The organism is Streptomyces sp. NPDC033180, assembly GCF_055577645.1.
In genome coordinates, this window is sequence record NZ_JBVIPU010000006.1 from 65,079 (window position 1) to 80,943 (window position 15,865).

At 69.4% G+C, this 15,865-nt stretch carries 11 protein-coding genes and 1 pseudogene; 6 read left to right on the plus strand and 6 right to left on the minus strand.

Going from position 1 to position 15,865, the window contains the following annotated elements:
• Positions 1-11: 11 nt before the first annotated feature.
• The 4 genes from ACZ5WE_RS18810 (at position 12) to ACZ5WE_RS18825 (ending at position 3,668) form a co-directional block, all read left to right on the plus strand.
• Complete coding sequence (locus ACZ5WE_RS18810) at positions 12-590, plus strand: TetR/AcrR family transcriptional regulator (protein ID WP_467694714.1); 579 nt, start codon at positions 12-14, stop codon at positions 588-590.
• 146 nt (positions 591-736) lie between these two features.
• Positions 737-1,519 (plus strand): oxidoreductase, encoded by a 783-nt coding sequence (locus ACZ5WE_RS18815; RefSeq protein WP_467694712.1) that lies wholly within the window; start codon positions 737-739, stop codon positions 1,517-1,519.
• Positions 1,520-1,614: 95 nt separating this feature from the next.
• Positions 1,615-2,184, plus strand: a complete 570-nt coding sequence (locus ACZ5WE_RS18820; protein ID WP_467694710.1) for a TetR/AcrR family transcriptional regulator — start codon at positions 1,615-1,617, stop codon at positions 2,182-2,184.
• A 281-nt stretch (positions 2,185-2,465) separates the two neighbouring features.
• Positions 2,466-3,668: a GDSL-type esterase/lipase family protein gene (locus tag ACZ5WE_RS18825; RefSeq protein WP_467694709.1), complete on the plus strand. Its 1,203-nt coding sequence runs from the start codon at positions 2,466-2,468 to the stop codon at positions 3,666-3,668.
• A gap of 99 nt (positions 3,669-3,767) precedes the next feature.
• On the opposite strand, the gene ACZ5WE_RS18830 is transcribed toward ACZ5WE_RS18825, so the two are convergent.
• Complete coding sequence (locus ACZ5WE_RS18830; protein WP_467694708.1) at positions 3,768-4,502, minus strand: ankyrin repeat domain-containing protein; 735 nt, start codon at positions 4,500-4,502, stop codon at positions 3,768-3,770.
• 191 nt (positions 4,503-4,693) lie between these two features.
• Between ACZ5WE_RS18830 and ACZ5WE_RS18835 the strand changes: the two genes are divergently transcribed.
• Both ACZ5WE_RS18835 and ACZ5WE_RS18840 read left to right on the plus strand, forming a co-directional pair.
• Positions 4,694-5,812, plus strand: a complete 1,119-nt coding sequence (locus tag ACZ5WE_RS18835; RefSeq protein WP_467694825.1) for a chitinase — start codon at positions 4,694-4,696, stop codon at positions 5,810-5,812.
• A 584-nt stretch (positions 5,813-6,396) separates the two neighbouring features.
• A pseudogene (locus ACZ5WE_RS18840) lies at positions 6,397-6,722 on the plus strand (AMP-binding protein); the annotation flags it as partial.
• Positions 6,723-6,854: 132 nt separating this feature from the next.
• Here ACZ5WE_RS18840 and ACZ5WE_RS18845 read toward each other — a convergent pair.
• The 5 genes from ACZ5WE_RS18845 to ACZ5WE_RS18865 are packed head-to-tail and all read right to left on the minus strand — an operon-like array spanning position 6,855 to position 15,862.
• A complete protein-coding gene (locus ACZ5WE_RS18845; protein WP_467694707.1) occupies positions 6,855-7,982 on the minus strand; it encodes a tetratricopeptide repeat protein in 1,128 nt (375 codons plus the stop codon).
• The gene (locus ACZ5WE_RS18850) at positions 7,979-9,238 is read right to left on the minus strand and encodes an ATP-binding protein (RefSeq protein ID WP_467694705.1); all 1,260 of its coding nucleotides are present in this window, start codon (positions 9,236-9,238) and stop codon (positions 7,979-7,981) included. The genes ACZ5WE_RS18845 and ACZ5WE_RS18850 overlap by 4 nt, the downstream gene beginning before the upstream one ends.
• Positions 9,239-9,297: 59 nt before the next feature.
• Positions 9,298-10,755 (minus strand): DUF6177 family protein, encoded by a 1,458-nt coding sequence (locus ACZ5WE_RS18855; protein WP_467694704.1) that lies wholly within the window; start codon positions 10,753-10,755, stop codon positions 9,298-9,300.
• Positions 10,752-14,753 (minus strand): type VII secretion protein EccCa, encoded by a 4,002-nt coding sequence (gene eccCa / locus ACZ5WE_RS18860; RefSeq protein ID WP_467694702.1) that lies wholly within the window; start codon positions 14,751-14,753, stop codon positions 10,752-10,754. The genes ACZ5WE_RS18855 and eccCa overlap by 4 nt, the downstream gene beginning before the upstream one ends.
• Positions 14,750-15,862, minus strand: coding sequence for a type VII secretion protein (locus ACZ5WE_RS18865; protein ID WP_467694700.1), 1,113 nt, complete (start codon positions 15,860-15,862; stop codon positions 14,750-14,752). Before ACZ5WE_RS18865 ends, eccCa begins: the two co-directional genes overlap by 4 nt.
• Between the last annotated feature and the right edge of the window lie 3 nt (positions 15,863-15,865).

Sequence of the window (15,865 nt, forward strand, 5' to 3'; positions counted from 1 at the left end):
GGCTCCTGTCCATGGGAAGGCCGAAGCAGTTCGATCCGGACGCCGCCGTCGAGCGGGCCATGGACGTGTTCTGGCGCAAGGGGTATGCCGCCACCACGCCCCAGGACCTCGTGGACGCGCTCGGTATCGGCAAGGGCAGTCTCTACAACACCTTCGGCAGCAAGCACGCCTTGTTCGAGCGAGCGCTGCGCCGCTATCGCGACAGTCAGGCCGCGGCTCTCATCGAGATGCTCGAGGAGTCGGGGCCCGTGAAAGAGCGGCTGCGCGCGGCGCTGTGGCTGCTCGTCGAGATGGACCTCGCTGATCCGGACCGGCGCGGCTGCATGGCGGTGAACACCGCTGCGGAGCTGGCCGGGACGGACGAGGTGGCGACCGATCTCGTCCGGCGCATGTTCGACCGCACCGAAGAGGCCTTCTCCGCGCTGGTGGAGAAGGGGCAGCGGGCCGGGGAGATCGCCTCCGCTCGTGACGCTCGCGCCGTCGGCAGCCTGCTCCTGACCACGGTGGTCGGCCTGCGCCTGATGGCGCGAGTCGCGGAAGGGCCGGAGCGCCTCGCCAGGGTGATCGACGCGACGGTCGACTCTCTCTGACTCCCTCTGATTCATTCGCCCTTTGATTCATTCACCGGTGCCGCCGTCATCGGGGCGGGTCGGGCGGTCGGGCGGAGTCTCGGCGCATACTCATATTTTGTACTCACAGGTCAAGAAAAATACGTTCGTGAAGGAGCTGGAGAAGCGTGAAGCTCGACCTCCATGGCAAGACCGCCGTTGTCACCGGTGCCAGCCGCGGGATCGGCCTGGCCACCGTCAAGGCGCTGATCGACGAGGGGGTACGCGTCGTCGGCGCGGCCCGCACCGTCACCCCCGAACTCAAGGGGTCGGGAGCGTTCGCCGTGTCGGCCGACCTCAGCACCCCCGAGGGGGTGGCTGTGCTCATGGACGGCGCCTTCGCCGAACTGGGCGGCGTCGACCTGCTGGTGAACAACGTCGGCGCGGGCGACGCTGTGGAGCCGGTCGGCTTCCTCGACACCGACGACGCGCAGTGGCGGGGCGTGTTCGACCTCAATCTGCTCAGCGCGGTCCGCGTCAGCCGCGCCGCGCTGCCGAGCCTGATCGAGCGTGGCGGTGCGATCGTCAACGTGTCCTCGATCAACTCCCGCCTCCCGGCGGCCGGTCCTGTTGCCTACAGTGCGGCCAAGGCTGCGCTCGCCTCCCTCGGTAAATCACTGGCCGAGGAGTTCGGGCCGCGGGGTGTGCGGGTCAACACCGTCTCGCCCGGCGTGGTGCGCACCGCCATCTGGGAGGACCCCGAGGGCTTCGGCGGCAAGGTCGCGGCCGGATTCGGGGTCGAGCACGAGGCGTTCATCGAGCAGATCCCGGCGGCCTTCGGCATCACCAGTGGGCGCATCACGGAGCCCCGGGAGGTGGCGTCACTGATCACGTTCCTGCTCTCGGACGTGGCGGGCAACATCACCGGTGCGGATCACGTGATCGACGGGGGCACGGTCAAGACTGTCTGATGGCGTGTACTGCTCCAGGTGGCTAGCCGACTTGTTGACTTGCCTAAAGGTATTAGGCAATTGCATACTCGGTTATGCCGAAGGAGAGGAAGGTCATGGTTCGCGCAGGACTGACCACGGAGCGCTTGGCCAGGGCCGGGGCGGATCTGGCCGACGAGGTCGGGTTCGAGCAGGTGACGGTCTCGGCGCTCGCCAGGCGCTTCGACGTCAAGGTCGCGAGTCTGTACTCGCACCTGAGGAACTCGCAGGACCTCAAGACGCGGATCGCCCTCCTCTCCCTGGAGGAACTCGCCGACCGGGGCGCCGCAGCCCTCGCCGGGCGGGCCGGCAAGGACGCTCTGACAGCGCTCGCCGACGTCTACCGCGACTACGCCCGGGAGCACCCCGGGCGCTATGCGGCGGCTCAGCTGAGGCTCGACCCGGATACGGCAGCCGCCAGCGCGGGCGTCAGACACGCACAGATGACGCGGGCGATCCTGCGCGGGTACGACCTGGCGGAGCCAGACCAGACCCACGCGGTCCGGATGCTGGGCAGCGTCTTCCACGGCTACGTCAGCCTGGAGATGGCGGGAGGCTTCAGCCACAGCGAACCCGACTCGCAGGAAACGTGGACACGCATCCTGGACGCCCTCGACGCCCTGCTGCGCAACTGGCCCGCGTCCTGACCCTGGCCGGTTGGGAATCCCGGCCCGGCCCTGGCCGGTTGGGAATCCCGGCCCGGCCCACGCTGCGACCGGTGGCCCGCACGGGCTGACTCCCGAGGGGCGGCGGCTCAACTCCCGTGGGAGGAGCGAGTCGACTCCGTGGGGGCGTCACGCCAACTCCCGCGGGAGGAGCGGGTCGACTCCCATGGGGGGCGTCACGCCAACTCCCGTGGGAGAAGCGGCGTATCGACGTGGCGGCGCCTCCCGACAAACTCAGACACCCTGATCAGCAGGCGGAGACCATGCACACCGAGCACGACTGGATCACCACACCCATCACCGCGGACATCCTGCGCGGTGCCCTCGACCTGGAACACACCGCGCACGGCGTCCTGCCGCACCGGCTGCCCGCACGGGCCCGTGCCCAGTGCGCCGACGGACAGCTGGCCATGGCGGAGTCACAGCCCTCCGGTGTGCGCCTTGTCTTTCGCACCCGGGCCACCGCCGTCGAGCTGGACGCGCTGGCCACCAAGCGCGTCTACGTGGGCGCCCCGCCCCGCCCCGAGAGCTTGTACGACCTGCTCGTCGACGGCCGCCCGGCCGGGCAGGCCTCCGTGAGCGGCGGCCACATGCTGACCATCGACCTGACCACCGGGTCGACCGAGACCCGGCCGGGACCGGTCGGCACCCTCCGCTTCACCGAACTGCCCGAGGGAGCCAAGGACATCGAGATCTGGCTGCCGCACAACGAGACCACCGAGCTCGTCGCGCTACGCACCGACGCGCCCGTCGAGCCCGCACCGGACCGGGGCCGCAAGGTCTGGCTGCACCACGGCAGTTCGATCAGTCATGGCTCCGACGCCGCGAGCCCCACCGCTACTTGGCCCGCCCTTGCCGCTTCTCTCAGCGGTGTGGAGCTGATCAACCTCGGCCTGGGTGGCAGCGCGCTGCTCGACCCCTTCACTGCTCGCGCCCTGCGGGACACCCCCGCCGACCTGATCAGCGTCAAGATCGGCCTGAACCTGGTCAACGCCGACCTGATGCGCCTGCGCGCCTTCGGCCCCGCTGTCCACGGCTTCCTCGACACGATCCGTGAAGGCCACTCCAGTACGCCGCTGTTGGTCATCTCGCCCGTTCTGTGCCCCATCCACGAGGACACACCCGGCCCCACCGCGCCGGACTTCAACGACCTCAGCTCCGGGCGGCTGCAGTTCCGGGCTATGGGCGATCCGGCGGAGACCGCGAGCGGGAAGCTGACGCTGGGCGTCATCCGCGAGGAGCTGGCCCGGATCGTGGCGCAGCGGGCGGCCGAGGACCCCAACCTGCACTACCTCGACGGCCGTGAGCTGTACGGGGACTCGGACTCCGCCGAGCTTCCGCTGCCCGACCAGATACACCCGGACGCCGCCACGCACCGCCGCATGGGCGAACGCTTCGCCGAGCTGGCTTTCGCGGCCGGCGGTGCCTTCGGCGCCCTCGATGCCTCCGCGGGCCGAGGGGCCTGAAGCCGGGCGGCGGATCCGCGCGCACTCGATGGCCGCCCGCGGTCTCCGTCTCCTGCCGGGGATGCTCTGCCGCGCGGGATGGCGCCCCCGGCAGGTGACTCACCCCAAGTCGGTGCGCCCCTTCGCTCCTTGGGTGAGCAGCCACTGGACGACGTCATCGGCGTCCTGTGCGCGGGCGATGTCCAGGGGTGTCATGTCGTCGTAGCCGATCCAATTCACCTCAGCTCCATCCTTCAACAGGCGCTTGGCAGTGGGGAGTTGGCCACCATGGCAGGCGCCCCAGAACGCGCTGGTGATCGCGGGCCCGCTGGGGGAGTCCGGTGCGGCGAGGATGGCCTCGACCTGGTCGAGCAGGCCAAGGGTGGCGGCGTCCTGCAGGTCCGCACGGGCGCCGTGCTCAAGAAGCCTGCGAGCCGCCCGCCACTGGCCGAAGCCGCGCGCGTCGGCGAGCGGTGTGCCGCCACCGATGACGGCCCCGTACGCCTCGATGTCGGCGCCCGCGGCGATGAGGGCGTCCAGCGCGGTGACGTCGTCGTTGCTGGCGGCCCAGTGCAGAGGAGTCTCGTTGCGGGCGCCGACGAAGCGGGCGTTGGGATCGGCGCCCGCGGCGACGAGGGTGGCAATGACCTCTTCCGCGTTGGGGTAGTGGCCGGGCCAGTCGGTGGCGATGTGGAGGAGGCTTCGCCGGCCCGCCGCAGGTCCTTCCTGACTGATCAGGCTGGTGGCCAGTGAGGGGTGATCGGCGAGGAGCTGACGCAGTGCGCGGACGTCACCCTTCCGGATCGCCTCGGTCACCGAGACGGCCAAGGGAGTCAGGGAGTTGAGGGTGTCCATGAAGGGGATGGCCTCCTGCTCGATCGGCTGGTCCAGACCTATTGACGGCAGGTCTGGACCACTTTACGGTGTGGCGCGTCGCACCACTTACGTCTCCAGGCTCGACAGTCCAGGAGGTAAGCGTGTCATCCCGACCCTCTCCCCACATTCCGCGCCGTGCACCGTCCCGTCTTCTGACGCTCGGCCTGGCGATGGCCTGCGCCGTACCAGTGCTCGTCGGCGCGACACCGAGTAGTACGCCAGCGAGCAGTGCGACGACAGCGAGCAGCGCGACGCCGAGCAGCGTGGCGCCACAGGACCGCCAGGCCGCCGCCACCCAGGACCAGGAGACCGCCGACAGGGCCCGGGACGTGCGGGACGAAACGTGCGCGGTCAAGTCGAAGCCCGCCGGGAAGGTGCTCCAGGGCTACTGGGAGAACTGGGACGGAGCCGCCAACGGCGTTCACCCGCCCTTCGGTTGGACCCCGATCACCGACACGCGTATGCGGGACCACGGCTACAACGTGATCAACGCGGCGTTCCCAGTCATCCGCTCCGACGGCACCGTCCTGTGGGAGGACGGCATGGATTCGACGGTGAAGGTCGCCACACCGGCCGAGATGTGCCGGGCGAAGGCGAACGGCGCCACGATCCTGATGTCGATCGGCGGCGCGACGGCGGGCATCGACCTCAGCTCGAGCACGGTCGCCGACCGCTTCGTCGAGACCGTGGTGCCAATCCTGAAGAAATACAACTTCGACGGCATGGACATCGACATCGAGACCGGCCTCGTGGGCAGCGGCAACATCAACCAGCTCTCCGCGTCGCAGGCCAACCTCGTCCGCATCATCGACGGCGTCCTCGCCCGGATGCCCGCCAACTTCGGCCTGACGATGGCGCCCGAAACGGCGTATGTCACCGGCGGCAGCGTGGCGTACGGCTCGATCTGGGGCGCGTACCTCCCCATCGTGAAGAAGTACGCGGACAACGGCCGCCTCTGGTGGCTGAACATGCAGTACTACAACGGCAGCATGTACGGCTGCTCCGGCGACTCCTACTCCGCCGGAACCGTCCAGGGCTTCGTCGCGCAGACGGACTGCCTGAACAAGGGGCTGGTCGTCCAGGGCACCACGATCAAGGTCCCGTACGACAAACAGGTCCCGGGCCTCCCCGCACAACCGGGCGCGGGCGGCGGCTACATGGCCCCGAACCTGGTCACTCAGGCGTGGAACCACTACAACGGCGCGCTGAAGGGCCTGATGACCTGGTCCATCAACTGGGACGGCTCGAAGGGGTGGACGTTCGGCGACAACGTGAAGGGGCTGACGTAGCGTAGTTTGCTGAGGGTAGTAAACGTGCAGGTCAGACGGGGTTGTGCCTTTCGGGATGCGGCCCTGTTTCCGTGCCCGTGCTGGTTAGATGCTGGATTTCTGACCTGTCGTCACCTGTCCTGGCCCTTGGCCATCCGTACCGTGCTGAACGCCGAGCGACGGCCACCATGCCCCAGCTGGTTCCTCGTCGGCGAAGACCATGCCACGGATGATGACGGCTACGAGGACGAGCTAACCGCCTTCCTCTCCGTCTGCTCACGATATGGGCGCGCAACACCTATGCCCGAGCCCGGGCCGTGAACACAGGCCGCAGATCTGGCCCTGGTTCGGGATCCTCCACGTTCCTAGGTCTACCGGGATGCGGCAAGGACGTCGAAGGTGCGGTGCGACGTCACCGTGTTCCGCACGGCCCTCGATCAGGATGGGCTGCGCAGCACGTCAAGCAACTGGCTGCCGAAAAGCGATATCTCGGCACGCCTACTGACGCGCTGCTTCTTAGACGGAGATGTGGCACCTGAACGGATGCTGCGTTCAAGGCACCAAGATCAGAGGGCATTCCGTTTCTAATGCGGCTCGCGGCATGAGGACCGGCCGCGCTTAGGGACCACGCTCGGGCAGGGCTCGGCATTTGTGATCACGCGCGGGGAGGACGTAGGGAAGTTCGAGGGCGTTCCCGGCTCGTACCCAAGGATTGTGGTCGGGGAGGGCTCCGGTTCCCCGAGCGAGGGCTGGCTGGCGTACGCGGACACGGCATCGGCCGCGCAAGACTTCGAGCCGGACGGCCCCCACGGAGGCCGACGACCCGCTGATGCTGTACTTCACGTCGGGCACGACATCGCAACCGAAACTGGTGGAGCACACCCATGTGTCGTACTCGGTGGGCCACTTGGCGACGATGTACTGGATCGGCGACGCATCCTCTGAGGCTCCCCGCCTGTGCCCGAGGAGTCACTACGTTGCCGAGCCCCTGTCCATCGCCGCACTAGGTGCCGAAGTCGAGACCACGTTCTCTCCAGGCAGTCATGCTGTTCTGGCTCCGGTATCACCCGGTCTTTCGTCGGTCGAACCAAACCGTGGCGAGAGTCGGCAACAGCCCTGCCCAGACGAGAAGTTGTGGCGCCTCTCGTTCTGTCCATGGGGGCTGTGTGATCAGCAGTGTGCAGAGCATGGCCCACGTGGCCTGGGCAAGGGCAATGCGAGGCCATCTACGCCGACGGATCACGGAGTGGATGTTGACCCGGATACCGGAGCGTAGGCGGCGGTAGCGCAGCAGGGCGCCCACGGCCCAGATCGCGGCGGTGGGTACGAGGAACCACAGGCGCTGGCCGAGCGGAACTGGTAGCTCTCTTGGTACCTCATCCGCGGCGACGAGGAGGTCGAGCTGGACAGCGGCGAAGGCCAGGCAGAGCAGGGCGAGCCAGCGGATGCCGCGGAGCAGGCGGTAGGAGGCGTGGTCGAGGCCCTCCTGCATCAGCTCTGAGTTCGGGGCAGCCGCGAGAGCATCCGCGTACAGGGCGGCGGCGTGTGCCGCCTTGATGCCAGGTGCACTCGCCTGGTGCTTGGTCTGCCGGGCCAGGGCGTCGGGGTGGGTGGGATTGATCTGGAGGATGGCACGGTTCATCTGTTCGGCAACCGTCTCGTTGCCTGCGATGTAGGCGATGAGGAAGGCGACTTCGTAGGGGTAGACCTCGTCGGGGCCCAGGCGTATGGCCTCCTTGACCAGGGCGGCCGACTCCTCGAAGACCTGCGGCGGCACTTTGTCGATGTGTATGACCTGGCTGGGCTGGGACTGGCCGTACTGCGTGAGGCGGATGCGGTAGATGAGGTCGGCGAGATAGGCGTATCCGTGCCAGTCGTCGGGGGCGAGGCGGATCACTTCGCGCAGGGATACTTCGGCCTCCTGCCACCGGCTGCCGATCCCCCGCAGTGCGTGGGCGCGCATCCTGAGCGCGTACACGTTCTCGGGGTTGAGGGTGAGGGCTTTGTCGGCGGCTTCTAGACCCTTCTCCGGTTGTTCGGAGCGTGTGTGGCACAGGGAGAGGTCGATCCAGGCGTCGGTGTCGTCGGGGTGTTCGGTCAGGTGTCGGCCCAGGAGTGTTTGGGCGTCGTCGTACCGGTTGAGAGTGATGAGCGCGCCGGCCCGTTCGACGGTCGGGTGCACGGTGGTCACAGTTTGCGCCTCTTCTTCAGATAGGCGACGAGGTCGTCGTAGGTGCCGCCCTCGTTGGCGAACATGGCGACGTTGCGGGCGGTGGCGAACCACGGTTCGGTCGAGGGCCTGATCGTGGCGGCTGCGTTGAGTAGGTCCTTCATGCTGATCATGCGGACGGTGCCGGTTCGGGCAGAGTCGAGCAGAGCGCTTTCGGCTGCTGCCTCGCAGAGGTGGGCGAGGTCGGCACCGGACAGGCCATCTGTGGCTTTGGCGAGTTTGCGCAAGTCGATCCCCGCAACGGGGCGTTGGCTGAGGTGGTAGCGGAGGATCGTCTCGCGGGCCGGGCCATCGGGCGGCAGGACCAAGAGGGTGCGGTCGAGGCGGCCGGGGCGGCGTAGGGCGATGTCGACGTCCCAGGGGACGTTGGTGGCGGCGAGGACGAAGACGCCTTCGTTGGCGGCGGAGCTGATGCCGTCCAGCTCGGTGAGGAGTTGGTTGACGGTGTTGCGCATGCCGCTGTGGGCAGTGCGGCTGCGCTTGGCGCCCAGGGCGTCCAGCTCGTCGAGGAAGACGACGCAGGGTGCTTGGCGGCGGGCGGTCTCGAAGACCTCGTGCATGTTGCGTTCGGAGTTGCCGATCCACATGTCGAGTACGTCGTTGACCGATACGGACAGGAAGTTCGCGCCGAGCTCCCCGGCGATGGCGCGGGCGATGAAGGTCTTGCCGCAGCCGGGCGGGCCGTAGAGGAGCAGTCCGCCGCGCAGGCTCTTGCCGTAGAGCTTGCGCAGTTCAGGGTTGCGCATCGGGGCCAGGAAGGCGGCTTCGAGGCGTTCCTTTACTTCCTGCATGCCGCCGACGTCGGCGAGCCGCACGGTGCCGGGTGTGGCCACGTCCCAGGCTGTGGCATCGCCAGGGTCGCCGCTGCCGTCGGCGGCCAGCGGCGCCTCGGCCTGGGACGCTGTGCTCTCGAGGAACCGGGGCGGGAGGAGGTCGCCGACCTCCTCCTCAGCAGCCCCCCAGTCGAAGCCGTCCTGAGGCCGGGAGGGCGGCGCCGGGGTCTGCGGGGCAGGTGCGCCCATGGTGCGGGTCATGAGGCTGCGTACCTGCGGATCGGCCGGCGCGTGTTGCAGTGCGACAGCGGCTTCTGTGATCGCCGCGTCGTGGTGTCCGGCGTCCAGTAGCACTTCTGCGAGGTGTACGCGCAGCGGCACGTCGTTGGGGGCCGCCGCGACGGCTGTGCGCAGGCTCTGGATCAGAGGGGATTCCTCCGGCATGGTCCGCTCTCTACGTAGATGATGACTGGGGTGGTTCGGCGTTCCCTGTTGGTCCTGGTTCACCGGGGTGACCTGGTCGATCCTGGGGTGGCCTTGAGGTGCTGGGTGAGGTGCTGGAGGGTGGTCCAGGAGTTCGGGTCGGTGCCGTCGCCCAGGACGTAGTGGAGTGCCGGCCGTGCAGTGGGGCCGAGGCGGCTGGGGCCGGGGCCCTGGGGCGGGTGTTGGGCGTGGGTGAGGCCGATGTCGTTCACGGCGTCTGAGCCCAGGGTGAAGGAGAAGGGGAGGGGTGGGGCTTCGAAGCGGGGCGGGATGGTGAGGTCTCGGCGGGCGGTGCGGAGCGACGTGAGCATGGATGCCATGCCGTGGTCCGTGGCGAGGGTCTCGGCCAGCGGCGCGATGGCGTCCAGGGGCGGGGCTTCGTCGGGGGCGTAGCCGAGGGTGAGGGTGACGCGTTCCTCGATGCCTGCCGTGGTGTGGGTGATGTGGGTGGTGGCGATGGCCGGGCGGCCCGGGGTGCCGATGGTGGTCAGCCAGGTGGGCACGTTCTTCTGCGCGCGGGTGCGGGCCAGTTCGGTCAGCTGGCGTCGGGACCAGGGAAGGGCGATGGGTTCCGCCGTAGACCAGCCGGCCGGTGGTGCGCCGGTGAGGGACTGCCACGCCGCTTCCAGGGCGCCGCCGAGCAGGAGGTGTTCGTCGGCGGGGTGGGTGGTGTGGAGGGAGAGGAGTAGTTGGCGTTCGCGCGGAGCATCAGGGGTGTCGGGGGTGGGACCGGGTTTGAAGGCCTCCGCGATCCGGGGGCTTCCGTCCGTGGGCTTCTCTGGCGTGAAGTGGCCTTCGTGCCAGTGGAGTTCGGCACCGGACAGGCCGTCGTAGTAGCCGCAGTCGGGGTCTTGGACGACCCAGCGGTTGGGGTGGCCGTGCAGTGCGTTGCGGGTGGGGAGGGTGAGGCTGGTTTGGGGCGGGGTGACGATCTGCAGGGCGCGGTCGTCGGCGGCGGCGGTGCGCAGGGCGTCGGCGAGCCAGCTGGTCATTGCAACGACGGGGCGGTCCTGGATGACGACCGCGGCCTTGTCTGTGAGGACGTCTACGGCCGGCGGTGTCGCTTCGGGTGCCGGTGCGGCCGTGGCGGTCTCGGGGGTGAGCAGGACGACGTCGGTGTGGGCCGCTTCCGGTGGCCAGACTGTGCCGCCCAGGACGGCTGCTAGGCGGCCGGCGAAGGAACCGGCGAGCCGTTCGCCCTCCTCGACGGTGGTGGAGGCGCGCGCTTCGGTCCACCAGAACACCCCGTCGGGGGAAGTGACTTCGGCTCCGAGCAGGCGCTGTGCCTCGTCGGGGACCTGGATGAGTAGGGGTGCTTCGACGGAGACCAGGGGGCGGCCGGTCGGGGTGCAGAGCTGGACGACCGCACCGTCGGCCAGGGAGTTGATGCCCAGGTCGGGGCCGCCGGCGAAGAGTCCGGCGAGCAGTGTGTTGATGTCGGGCATCTTGGGGGTGAGGGCGATGACGTCCTTGGTCACGGGTGTTTGTTCTCCGCGGTGTGGTCGGCCTCGGTGGCCAGGGCGGTCTGAATGAGCTGGTGGCGCCGGCCTCGGCGGACGAGGGTGCCTCGGCCGGGGGGTTGGGTGGAGGCGTAGAGGCCGGGGAAGAGCTGGCCTTCGGTGCGGTCGCCGGTCATGAGGAGGGCGGTGGTGCCGGTTTCGCGCAGGGTGGTGAGGAAGGGTTCGTACAGGGCGCGGGAGGCGCCTGCGACGCGGCGGGTGACGATGAAGTGCAGGCCGATGTCCGGGGCGGAGGAGATGTAGGGCAGGAAGGGGGCCAGGGGTTGTTGGCCTGCGGTGGTGAGGATGTCGTAGTCGTCGACGAGGATGACGATGCGCGGGCCGGTGAAGGCAGGGGCGTCGGTGATTGCGTCCGGGTCGGCGGTCTCCGGCAGGCGCTTTTCCAGTTCCCCCGCGATGCCGGTGGCCAGGGCGGTGGCGAGTTTGGCGTTGTGGGCGTATCCGCCGCGGTAGGGCTCGGGGACGACGCCGCGCAGGCCGCGGCGGGGGTCGAAGACGCCGAAGACGAGTTCTTTGTCGCTGTGGCGGTCGATGAGCTGGCCGGTGATGAGTTTGAGCAGGTTGGTCTTGCCGCATTCGTTGTCGCCCAGGATCAGCAGGTGCTGGTCCGGTCCGGTCAGGTCCAGGAGGGCGGGAGCCAGGTTGTCCTGGTCGAGGCCGAGGGGGATGCGTGAGGGCTCGGCGGTGGGCGAGGGCAGTTTGGCGGCGGGCAGGGCGGTGGGCAACACCCTTACGGGGGCAGCGAGTTCGCCGTTCCAGCTGGCGCGCAGGGTGCGGGCGGCGCGTTCCAGGGCGGGGCCCAGGTCGCTGGTGGTGGGTTGGCCGTCGATGCGGGGCAGGGCGGTGTGGGCGAAGAGTTTGGCGTCGGTCAGGACTCGACCGGGGGTGTCGGCGGTCAGCGTTTCGGACAGTTTGCGGTCGACGCTGGAGTCGGAGGGGTCGTTGAGGCGAAGTTCGACACGCGTGCCGAACATGGACTGGGTGGCGATGCGTACGTCGTTCCAGCGCAGCATGCCCGCCACGATGTGGATGCCGTAGCCGCTGCCGCGTTTGAGGAGGTCGGCGATCGTGTCGTCGAGTTCGCCGAACTCGTCGCGCAGGGCGCCGAATCCGTCGATGAGCAGCACGATGTCGGTGGAGCCGAGTTCGGTCAGCCGTCCTTGGGCGCGCAGGTGGCGCAGTTGGTCGATGGAGTCGATGCCGTGCTCGCGGAAGAGCTCTTCGCGTAGGGCGAGTTGGGCGCGGACCTCGGCGACCGTGCGGGCGGCGCGCTCGTGATCGGCGCGTCCCGCGATGCCGCCGACGTGCGGCATACCGGAGAGCGCGGAGAGCCCGCCGCCGACCAGGTCCAGGCCGTAGACGGCGGCCTGGTGTGGGGTGTGGGTCAGGGCCAGGGAGAGGGTCAGGGTGCGGAGCAGGGTGGTCTTGCCGGACTGCGGGCCGCCGATGACAGCGGCGTGTCCGCCGGCGACGGTCAGATCCAGGATCCAAGGCATCTGTCCCTGCTTGGCCGGGTCGTCAAGGACGCCCAGCGGTATCTGCATGGCGCCTGCGGCGGTGCCCAGGTGCAGGCCGCGCTCAGAGGCTTGTACGGGCCCGGCGGCGGCATCGAGCGCGATCGCGGCGGGCAGCGGGGGCAGCCAGATGCGGCGTACGGGCGGGGCGGAGGCGCACAGTTGGTCGACCATGGCCGTCAGGACGGTCGGGCCGGTCTCCCGCTCCCGCATGGCGGGTTCTTCCGGCGTACCGGTGGTGGGGTTCTGGCCGGAGTTGAAGGTGGGATAGGCCCAGGCGAGGGGCTCTTCAGTGGCCTGGTCGTGGTGGGTGGGGCCGCGGTGGGCGCCGGAGACGTAGCCCGCCTTGAAGCGTTCGTATGTCGATGTGTCGACCTTGAGGTAGCCGAAGCCCGGCAGCGGCGGTAGCTGGAAGGCGTCCACGGTGTCCAGGACGGTGCGTGACTCGTCGGCGGAGAAGGTGCGCAGGCCGAGCCGGTAGGAGAGGTAGGTCTCCAGGCCCTTGAGTTTGCCGGATTCGATGCGCTGGCTGGAGAGCAGCAGGTGCACGCCGATGGAACGGCCAATGCGGCCGATGGACAGGAACAGGTCGATGAAGTCGGGTTTGGCGGTGAGGAGTTCGCCGAATTCGTCGATGACGACGAACAGGTGGGGCAGGGCTTCCAGTTCGGGCTGTTTGGCGCGCAGGGCGGCGTAGTGGCCGATGTCGGCGACGTTCCCGGCGTCCTTGAGAACCTGCTGGCGGCGCTTGACCTCCCCGGCCAGGCTGGTGTGGACGCGTTCGACGAGCCCGGCCTGGTTCTCCAGGTTGGTGATGACGCCGGCGACGTGCGGGAGCCCGGTGAAGGGGGCGAAGGTGGCGCCGCCCTTGTAGTCGACCAGGACCAGCGCGAGGTCTTCGGGGGAATGGGTGGCGGCCAGCGCCAGGACCAGGGTGCGTAGCAGTTCGCTCTTGCCGGAGCCGGTCGCGCCCACGCACAGGCCGTGCGGGCCCATGCCCAGTTCGGAGGACTCCTTGAGGTCCAACAGGACGGGTTCGTGGCGGTCGTTGAGCCCGATGGGAACGCGCAGGAAGTCGCGCTCGCTGCGAGGCGCCCACAGCTGGTCGAGGTCGAGGGCGGCCGGATCGTCGATGCCCAGCAGGGTGGGGAAGTCGACGGGGCCGGAGATGGGGGTGCCCTCGGCGGCGGACTCGGCGGACAGGCGCAGGGGGGCGAGCATGCGGGCCAGGCCTTCGGCCCCCGCGATGCTCACCTCATCCGCGGTGCCGTGGCCGGGCCGCGCGTCGGGGACACGCAGGTCTTCGACGCTCACCTGGTCGCCGTCGACAGTGATCCGCACGCTCACCTGATCTGGTTCGTGTACCTGCTGTTCGAGCAGATGCAGCACGGTCACGCCCATACCCGTGAGGTCGGTAGCCGAGTCGGGGCGGGGGAGTTCGGTGGCCGTGTCTCCGTGGCAGTCGCTGACGACCAGGAGGCGGTCGTTCATCCGCAGCGCGTTGCGGTCGGACAGGCCGCGGCGTACTTCCGCGGCGTAGGACGAGCGGCGCCGCAGGTCCGGGGCGCACTGCCGGGCGAGCTGCTCCACGCTCGGTGCGATGCGCCGGGCGGCGACCGGCCCGTCGTCCTGCTGGGCATCGAGGATGTGGGGCAGCCACTTCGCCCACTCCCACTCCTCCAGACGCCCGCCGGGCACGCCGAGAGCGATGGCGACGTCGTCAGGGGCGTGCGTCACCGCGGTCTGGATCAGCAGGGCACGGGCGACGCGCAGGACACCGTCCCGGTCACCGATGATGCTGACGTTGCCTGCCCGATCGAGCGGTGCCACCAGCGGGAAGTCGGTCGCGGTGGTGAACCGGTGCTGCAGCGCGCGCGCTTCGTTCAGCATGAAGGGGTCGGGCGGGGTCAGCACGCCGCTGCCCTGGTTCTGGCCGATCGTCAGGGCGTGTACGGGGACGTCGCCCGTGCCGAGCCGCACGCGCAGGAAGTCCGCGTCGAGGCGGCGCCTCTCCCACAACCGGGCCGGGTCACGCACGAGGTCGTACAACGCCGCCGGGGGCGGATTGAGGACGCGTGCCTGCATCCGCAACCCCCGCTCGGCGGCCCCGAGTTCCTCGCGCTGCTCCTCCACGTACTCCAGATACCGCTCGCGCTGCGTACGCCGGGTGCGCTGGGCCTTGCCGCGCTGGGACAGGAACAGGGCGACCGCGCCCAGCAAGGCGAAGACCAGGACGATCGCGCCGATGGCAGCGAACTGGCTGTTGCGGATGACCGTCATCATGACGACCGAGCCCATGACACCGGCCATCGGCAGCAGCGCGGTGGCCGCGTTGCCCATCTTGCCCTCGGGCAGGTTCGGGGGCGGCTCGATGGTGCGTTCCGGGGCAGCGGGGAGAGGCCGGGTGGAGCGGGCCGGGCGGTGTATGAGGCGGTTGGTCATCGCACCCGCACCGCCCGCCCCATCGCCTCGGCGGCCAGTCGGACGGCGGCGTCGCGGGAGCTCTGGCTGAGCATGCCGGTGTGGATGGGGCCTCCTTGGGCCAGATGACGGTCGTAGGGGAGCGGTACTACGGCAGCTCCCGTCTCCCGCAGGTGCGCGGCGGCCGTCTTCAAGTCGAGCGTCGTATCAGGGGAGTTGGCCGACAGCGCGACCACGGTGGTGGCCAGGGCCGAGTGCGGTAGTTGGGCCAGCCAGTCCAGGACCAGACGGGTGCCGTTGACGCCCTCGGCAGTCATCGGGGCGACCACTACGCGGGCGTGGGCGGTGTCCATCGCGGTCCGCGCCACATCGCCGGGCAGCGTCTCGCAGTCGACCACCGACACCGCGAAGTAGCGGCGCAGCGCGAGGGTGACGGTGCGGTAGGTGGGTACATCGAGCGGGGCGCCGACACGTCCCTGGCTAGCGGGCAGCAGCCAGCCACCGTCCGTGACCGGCACCAGGTAGCCGGTGACGTCGGTGAGTTGCATGGCCGGGCTGAGGATCTGGGCCAGATCGGCGCAGGCCCAGCGCACGGACTCCGCGCCCAGGCGCACCGGCAGGGTGCCGAGCGCGGCATCGGCTTCCAGGGCGAGCACGGGGTCGTGTCGGTAGTGGTTGAAGGTCCGGGCAAGGAGGGCGGAGACGGTGGACTTGCCGACGCCACCGCGGATGGAGGTCACTGCGACGACCCGCCCGGTGGTGACCGGCTGCTGCACCTCGCGGGCGAGCTGGGTCTGCTCGGCGACCTCCTGCCCTGCCGACGCGGTGAGCTTCCGCAGCGTACGACCTGTGCGCCGCGCGGCGGAGTCACCGTGCTGCGGGCTGCCCAGGGCGCGGGCCAGGCGCGGATCGACCGTGGGCACGGACTCAGGGGTGGGCATCGGGACACGAGGATCACGCGTTCTGTTGTGTACGGGACGGGGCGGGGCCGTCGGCTGAGGAGCCGGTCTTGAGTCCGCGGGTGCGTCACTGTCCGCCCTGCGGAGAGCGACAGCCGGCTCGACCGCCGAGCCGGTGCTCGCGCCCAGATCCCTCAGTACGTTCCGCTGCCAGTCATCTTCCTGAGCCATGCC

Excerpts from the sequence above, each read along its gene's own strand:
- ACZ5WE_RS18835 (WP_467694825.1), top strand. The coding sequence starts at position 4,694 with ATGGCCTGCGCCGTACCAGTGCTCGTCGGCGCGACACCGAGTAGTACG.
- ACZ5WE_RS18830 (WP_467694708.1), bottom strand. The coding sequence starts at position 4,502 with ATGGACACCCTCAACTCCCTGACTCCCTTGGCCGTCTCGGTGACCGAG.
- ACZ5WE_RS18825 (WP_467694709.1), top strand. The coding sequence starts at position 2,466 with ATGCACACCGAGCACGACTGGATCACCACACCCATCACCGCGGACATC.
- ACZ5WE_RS18850 (WP_467694705.1), bottom strand. The coding sequence starts at position 9,238 with ATGCCGGAGGAATCCCCTCTGATCCAGAGCCTGCGCACAGCCGTCGCG.
- eccCa (WP_467694702.1), bottom strand. The coding sequence starts at position 14,753 with ATGACCAACCGCCTCATACACCGCCCGGCCCGCTCCACCCGGCCTCTC.
- ACZ5WE_RS18810 (WP_467694714.1), top strand. The coding sequence starts at position 12 with ATGGGAAGGCCGAAGCAGTTCGATCCGGACGCCGCCGTCGAGCGGGCC.
- ACZ5WE_RS18865 (WP_467694700.1), bottom strand. The coding sequence starts at position 15,862 with ATGGCTCAGGAAGATGACTGGCAGCGGAACGTACTGAGGGATCTGGGC.
- ACZ5WE_RS18820 (WP_467694710.1), top strand. The coding sequence starts at position 1,615 with ATGGTTCGCGCAGGACTGACCACGGAGCGCTTGGCCAGGGCCGGGGCG.